The sequence below is a fragment of the Streptomyces sp. UNOB3_S3 genome, assembly GCF_020740895.1.
Lineage (GTDB): Bacteria > Actinomycetota > Actinomycetes > Streptomycetales > Streptomycetaceae > Streptomyces.
Genome location: NZ_JAILXP010000418.1, coordinates 1 through 5,847, shown reverse-complemented (window position 1 = coordinate 5,847; position 5,847 = coordinate 1). Strand labels below are relative to the sequence as shown.

The following is a 5,847-nucleotide window of genomic DNA, read 5'->3' as shown; positions in this document are numbered from 1 at the left end:
GCCCCGGGGCGGGGGCGGTGCCGGTGATGGAGCCGGCCGGGCCGGTGGCGCTGCCGCCGTCCTTCTTCCGCTCCTCCTCGCGCTTCTTCTCCTCGTCCTTCTTCCGCTCGTCCGGTTGGGCGCTGCTGTGGCCGCGCTCCGGCTCCCCCTCGTCGCCGTCGGCGCCATGCTGCCCGCCCGTGAGCTCGTGGGTGCGCTGGCGGGTGCTGGCCGCGTTGGTCGCGCGGTCGTCCGTGGTGCTCGCGGTCGTGGCGACGTGGATGAGGGCGGGCAGCGCTGTCGCGCCGAGGATCACCGCGGCGGCGGCGCCGACGATGGCCTGCCGGCGACGGGTGCGCCGGGCGGGTACGGCACGGTGGAGGTGCTCCAGCGCGTCGGGCGAGGGCTCGATGTCGCCGACCGCGCCGTGCAGCAGGCGGCGCAGCGCCTGCTCGTCCAGCGAGCCGAGTGAGTCGAGTGAGCCCAGCGAATCGAGTGAGCCGAGCGAGTCCGGCGAGCCGAGCGAGTCGCCCCCCGGGTTCGCGGCGCCGGAGTGGTTCGCGTCGTTCGTGTCGTGTGTCATGTCGTGCGCGCGCGGGCCGGAGGATTCCGGCTTATCACGCCCTTCCGGGGAGTGCGGGAAGTGCTGGTGGCTCATACCGGTGCCTCCATGGCGATCCGGAGTGCCGCGATGCCCCGCGAGCCGTACGCCTTGACCGAGCCCAGGGAGAGCCCGAGGGTCTCGGCGACCTGGGCCTCGGTCATGTCGGCGAAGTAGCGCAGGACGAGGACCTCGCGCTGGCGGCGCTGCAGTCCTCGCATCGCTTTGATCAATTGGTCCCGCTCCAGCTGTTCGTACGCGCCCTCCTCCGCGCTCGCCATGTCGGGCATCGGCTTGGACAGCAGCTTCAGCCCGAGGATGCGGCGCCGGAGCGCGGAACGGGAAAGATTGACGACAGTCTGCCGCAGGTAGGCGAGGGTCTTCTCCGGTTCGCGGACGCGGTTGCGGGCCGAGTGCACCCGGATGAAGGCTTCCTGCACCACGTCCTCGCAGGAGGCGGTGTCGTCGAGGAGCAGGGCGGCGAGGCCGAGCAGCGACCGGTAGTGGGCCCGGTAGGTCTCGGTGAGATGGTCGACTGTGGTGCCCTCAGCCATCGCCTCGTCAGCGTCCCCCGGCCGCGCCGACGGCTGTGGGGACAGCTGTGGGGACGTCTGCGGCGACGCCTGTGGCGAGAGCGCCGAGGAGATCGGCGTGATCGGCGCGAGCTGCGCGACCGGGGCGGGCTGCGCGGACGTCGCGGAGGGCTGTGCGGGGACCTGCGGCGGAAGCTGCCCGGGGCGGGCGGCCGACCAGGGAGCGATCACCGGCATACCGCCCGGCGCTGCGGAACGCGAGCGCACCGGGGCACTGCCGCGCCTCGGTACCGTTGCGATGCTGATGACCTCTGCCACGCCTGTTGGACACGCTTCCCCCCGTCAGGGTTGTACGCGCCAGGCATCGCGATCGACGACGCGCCATGGGACGCGCCGGATGACGCGCCGCATGACGAAGCGCCATATGCCCTCATGCGTACCAGCTCTTCCTCAATGCCCCGGTTCATGCCCCGTGTCCCGGCACCGTCACTGAAGACGGCGACAAAGACGACCCCCGCCCAGGGCGCGGTTGCGGTGGGCGGGGAGCGAATCGTCGAACAGATCGTTCGCCCAGTTCAAGAGGTCCGGACCAACGAGTTGATCACAGGACCTTCACACCTTCCCCAGCCCGTCCACCCAGTATTACGGAGCAGTAAGCTCGGCCGCCACGCATTCCGCGATCTGTGCCGTGTTCAGGGCCGCGCCCTTGCGCAGATTGTCCGCGCAGACGAAGAAATCGAGCGCCCTCGGGTCATCCGGTGACCGTCGTACCCTTCCGATCCACGCCGGATCCGTGCCGACCGCGTCCGCCGGAGTGGGGTACTCCCCTTCGGCGGGGCTGTCGCACAGCACCACGCCCGGAGCGTTGGCCAGCACCTCGTGCGCCCGCTCCACGGTCACCTCGTTCTCGAAGCGCGCGTGGACGCTCAGCGAGTGGGTCGTGATCACGGGCACGCGGACGCAGGTCGCGGTCACCCGTAGCCCCGGCAGTCCCAGGATCTTGCGGCTCTGGTCGCGTATCGCCAGCTCGGCGGAGGACCAGCCGGCCCGGTCAACGGCGGAGGCGCTGTCGTACGACCCCACCCACGGCACCACGTTCAGCGCCACCGGCGCCGGGAACGGGCCCGTGCCGTCCCCCACCGCGCGCCGCAGGTCACCGGGGTGCGTCCCCAGCTCCGTACCGGCCACGGCCGTGAGCTGCGCCCGGAGGGTGTCCGCCCCGGCCCGGCCCGCGCCGGAGGCCGCCTCGTACGTGGAGACGATCAGCTCGCTCAGCCCGAACGCGGAGTGCAGCGCGCCCACCGCGACGATCATCGCCAGGGTCGCGCAGCCGGGGTTGGCGATGATCCCGCGCGGCCGCACCCGGGCGGCGTGCGCGTTCACCTCGGGCACCACCAGCGGTACGTCCGGGTCCATCCGGAAAGCAGCGGAGTTGTCCACCACGACCGCGCCCTTGGACACCGCGATCGGCGCCCAGCGCGCCGAGATCTCGGCGGGGACGTCGAACATCGCGACGGCGACGCCCTCGAACGCCTCCTCGCTCAGCGCGACGACCTCGGTCTCCTCGCCCCGGACGATCAGCTTCCGGCCGGCCGAGCGCGGGGACGCGATCAGCCGGATCTCGCCCCAGATGTCCGCGTGCCGCGAAAGGATCTCCAGCATCACTCCGCCGACGGCGCCCGTGGCGCCGACGACGGCGAGCGTGGGCCGGCCGGCCCGGCCGGCCCCGGCACCGCGCACAGCGGCACCGGGAGCGGCGGCGGCCGTCATCGGCCGGTGCCTCCGTAGACGACGGCCTCGTCACTCTCGCTGTCCAGGCCGAACGCGGTGTGCACGGCGCGCACGGCGTCCTGCACATCGTCGGCGCGCGTGACGACCGAGATGCGGATCTCCGACGTCGAGATCAGCTCGATGTTCACCCCGGCGTTGGACAGGGCCTCGAAGAACGTCGCCGTGACACCCGGGTTCGTCTTCATCCCCGCGCCGACCAGCGAGATCTTCGCGATCTGGTCGTCGTAGCGCAGCGAGTCGAAGCCCACGCCGGCCTTCGTCTTCTCCAGCGCCTCGATCGCCTTGCGGCCCTCGGTCTTCGGGAGGGTGAAGGAGATGTCGGTCAGACCCGTCGTCGCGGCGGAGACGTTCTGCACGACCATGTCGATGTTGATGTCGGCGTCCGCGATCGCGCGGAAGATCGTCGCGGCCTCGCCCGGCTTGTCCGGCACCCCGACGACCGTGACCTTCGCCTCGGAGGTGTCGTGTGCGACGCCCGAGATGATCGCCTGCTCCATCGGCTGGTCCCCTTGCGGTTCGTTGCTGACCCAGGTGCCGGGCAGCCCCGAGAAGGACGACCGGACGTGGATCGGGATGTTGTAACGGCGTGCGTACTCGACGCAGCGGTGCAGCAGCACCTTGGAGCCGGAGCTCGCCAGCTCCAGCATGTCCTCGAACGAGATCCAGTCGATCTTGCGGGCCTTCTTCACCACCCGCGGGTCGGCGGTGAACACACCGTCGACATCCGTGTAGATCTCGCACACCTCGGCGTCCAGCGCGGCCGCCAGCGCGACGGCCGTCGTGTCGCTGCCGCCACGGCCCAGGGTGGTGATGTCCTTCTTGTCCGCGGACACACCCTGGAAGCCGGCCACGATCGCGATATTGCCCGCGTCGACGGACTGCTGGATCCGGCCCGGCGTGACATCGATGATGCGCGCTTTGTTGTGGGCCCCGTCCGTGATCACACCGGCCTGGCTGCCCGTGAAGGACTGCGCCTCATGGCCGAGGTTTTTGATCGCCATCGCCAGCAGCGCCATGGAGATGCGCTCTCCGGCGGTCAGCAGCATGTCGAACTCCCGCCCGGCGGGCATCGGCGACACCTGCCCGGCGAGATCGATCAACTCGTCCGTCGTGTCGCCCATCGCGGAAACCACGACGACCACCTGGTGGCCGTTCTTCTTGGCTTCCACGATTCGCTTGGCGACCCGCTTGATGCCCTCGGCATCGGCAACGGAGGAGCCTCCGTACTTCTGCACGACAAGGCCCACGTGCGCTCCTCGCAGCTATACGTAATGCGGTCGGGTCCGAGTCTAACGAGCGATCGGAATCGGCCAGGGGGGTCCCACATGGTGAGATTTCCGGTCGTGGGGCGTCAGTCCGCGTAATCCTTCAGCTTCTCGGTGTCGAGAACGAGGCTGACGGGGGCAGGGATCTCGACCCTCGCGCCAAATGGGCGCGTAGTGACGCTGCGGTACTCACCCGCCTCGGGATCCGTGTACACGGTCACCGCACATCGCTCACGGTCGATGAGGAGATACACGGGGATGTCCGCATCCGCATACCCGTCACGCTTCTCCCACCGATCGCGACGATCGGTGTCGGAATCGTGTGAAGTGATCTCGACCGTCATCAGCACACCGTCGGGCTCCGCCCACTCGCCCTGCCCGACGAAGTGGTCATCAGGCACAAGGGCACCGTCCGTGCGCGCCCGACCCTTGCGGTACGTCCCCACCTTCAACCCCTGCTCGGGGTAGAGCGAGAGATCCGGCCGCTGCTGCATGCACTGCTTCGCCAGCCACACAGCGATCGCGCCGTGGCTACCATCTGGCACCGGCTTGACCTTTACCTTCCCGTTGATGAACTCAAGCCGGACGGTCTCCGGCGCGGTACGAGCGAGCTCCTCGAAGTCCTCGACGGGCATCTGGGGCCGGGGGGTCATACCGGTGCTGGGGGTCATGGCGTCGCCTCCTCCCTCCCATGGTGCCCTCACCAAGGGCGGCGCGGTCATGATGCGCCGCCCTTACGGGCGATGCCAGCGGCGGCGCGGAGGGTGTCGACGTGGCGAGTGACCTCGTCGGGCGGCAGGCCCTCGCCGGGATGGTCGGGGAAGTAGGGACGGGCGAATCTCGCGGGCACGGGGGGCATTTTTCGCTCCAGTCGTTCGCGCATGAGTCCGGCAGGTCTCGTGATCGGCTGCGGCAGGCCGGTCGTCAGCGCAGCCGTCAACTGTTCGGGGGTCGTGTCGAGCGCCAGCCACTGCGCCGCGAGGGGTTCCAGTTCCGCGCACTCGGCAGCGGAAAGCGTCAGTCTGGGGTCGACACGACCGAGAGAAGCGAGGGCGCGGTACGCGCGGGAGCGGCGGGGTTCTTCCGGTACCCGCTCGGGCGCGGGCACCGGTTCCGGCTCCGGTTGCTCTACGGTCGGTACGTCGCCGCGCAGCAGCCGTTCCCACCACGAGGCGGGGCGCGCGGTGCGTGAGAAGAACGTACGCGTCACCCAGCGCTTGCCCGCTTCTGTGGCCTCGACGACCGGCCGGACGAGCAGGTGCCCTGCCTCGCGCAGGTATCGCAGCGCCGAGCGGCATGCCTGCTGGCCGTAGTCCGGCAGGACCTTGGCGAGTGTTTTTGCGTCCATCGCCGCGCCCTCGGGCAGCCGGTCGATGAACGCGGCGATCGATGCCTCGCGCCTGGGCAGATGTGCGAAGTCGTCTGCGGTGCGCGGCGCCTGGTCGGGCGCGACGCGCTTTCCGTAGCCCGGATTGGCCATCGGGTGTGCGGGGGTGGGCAGGACGGCATTAGAATTGGCAACAGCCATGGATCGAAGCCTCTGATTCGATCTAGCAGGTCAGGCCCCGGATCGGTGTTCCAGCACCGGCCGGGGTCGTCTGTTGTTGGGGACGTTAGAGCGTCCGCACTCCGCGTCGCAAGCGGATCACATCAAGTCACCACACTTGTGGTATGGGCG

At 69.8% G+C, this 5,847-nt stretch carries 5 protein-coding genes and 1 pseudogene; all 6 read right to left on the bottom strand.

All coding sequences use genetic code 11. From position 1 onward, the window contains the following. Positions 1 to 562 (bottom strand): annotated as a pseudogene (locus K6I33_RS30470) (hypothetical protein); the annotation flags it as partial. A 71-nt stretch (positions 563 to 633) separates the two neighbouring features. Beyond that, positions 634 to 1,431 carry a SigE family RNA polymerase sigma factor gene (locus K6I33_RS30465; protein ID WP_374286169.1) on the bottom strand — a complete coding sequence of 266 codons (798 nt, stop codon included), beginning with the start codon at positions 1,429 to 1,431 and terminating at the stop codon, positions 634 to 636. A gap of 324 nt (positions 1,432 to 1,755) precedes the next feature. Further along, positions 1,756 to 2,883: an aspartate-semialdehyde dehydrogenase gene (locus tag K6I33_RS30460; protein WP_229357777.1), complete on the bottom strand. Its 1,128-nt coding sequence runs from the start codon at positions 2,881 to 2,883 to the stop codon at positions 1,756 to 1,758. Beyond that, the gene (locus K6I33_RS30455) at positions 2,880 to 4,151 is read right to left on the bottom strand and encodes an aspartate kinase (protein ID WP_229357776.1); all 1,272 of its coding nucleotides are present in this window, start codon (positions 4,149 to 4,151) and stop codon (positions 2,880 to 2,882) included. The genes K6I33_RS30460 and K6I33_RS30455 overlap by 4 nt, the downstream gene beginning before the upstream one ends. Before the next feature lie 104 nt (positions 4,152 to 4,255). Next, positions 4,256 to 4,840, bottom strand: coding sequence for a Uma2 family endonuclease (locus K6I33_RS30450; RefSeq protein WP_229357775.1), 585 nt, complete (start codon positions 4,838 to 4,840; stop codon positions 4,256 to 4,258). A 47-nt stretch (positions 4,841 to 4,887) separates the two neighbouring features. Then, positions 4,888 to 5,697 carry a hypothetical protein gene (locus K6I33_RS30445; protein WP_229357774.1) on the bottom strand — a complete coding sequence of 270 codons (810 nt, stop codon included), beginning with the start codon at positions 5,695 to 5,697 and terminating at the stop codon, positions 4,888 to 4,890. Positions 5,698 to 5,847 lie beyond the last annotated feature (150 nt).

What these genes read in the sequence shown, in the direction of transcription:
- K6I33_RS30460 (WP_229357777.1), bottom strand. Translation starts at nt 2,883, where the DNA reads ATGACGGCCGCCGCCGCTCCCGGTGCCGCTGTGCGCGGTGCCGGGGCC.
- K6I33_RS30450 (WP_229357775.1), bottom strand. Translation starts at nt 4,840, where the DNA reads ATGACCCCCAGCACCGGTATGACCCCCCGGCCCCAGATGCCCGTCGAG.
- K6I33_RS30445 (WP_229357774.1), bottom strand. Translation starts at nt 5,697, where the DNA reads ATGGCTGTTGCCAATTCTAATGCCGTCCTGCCCACCCCCGCACACCCG.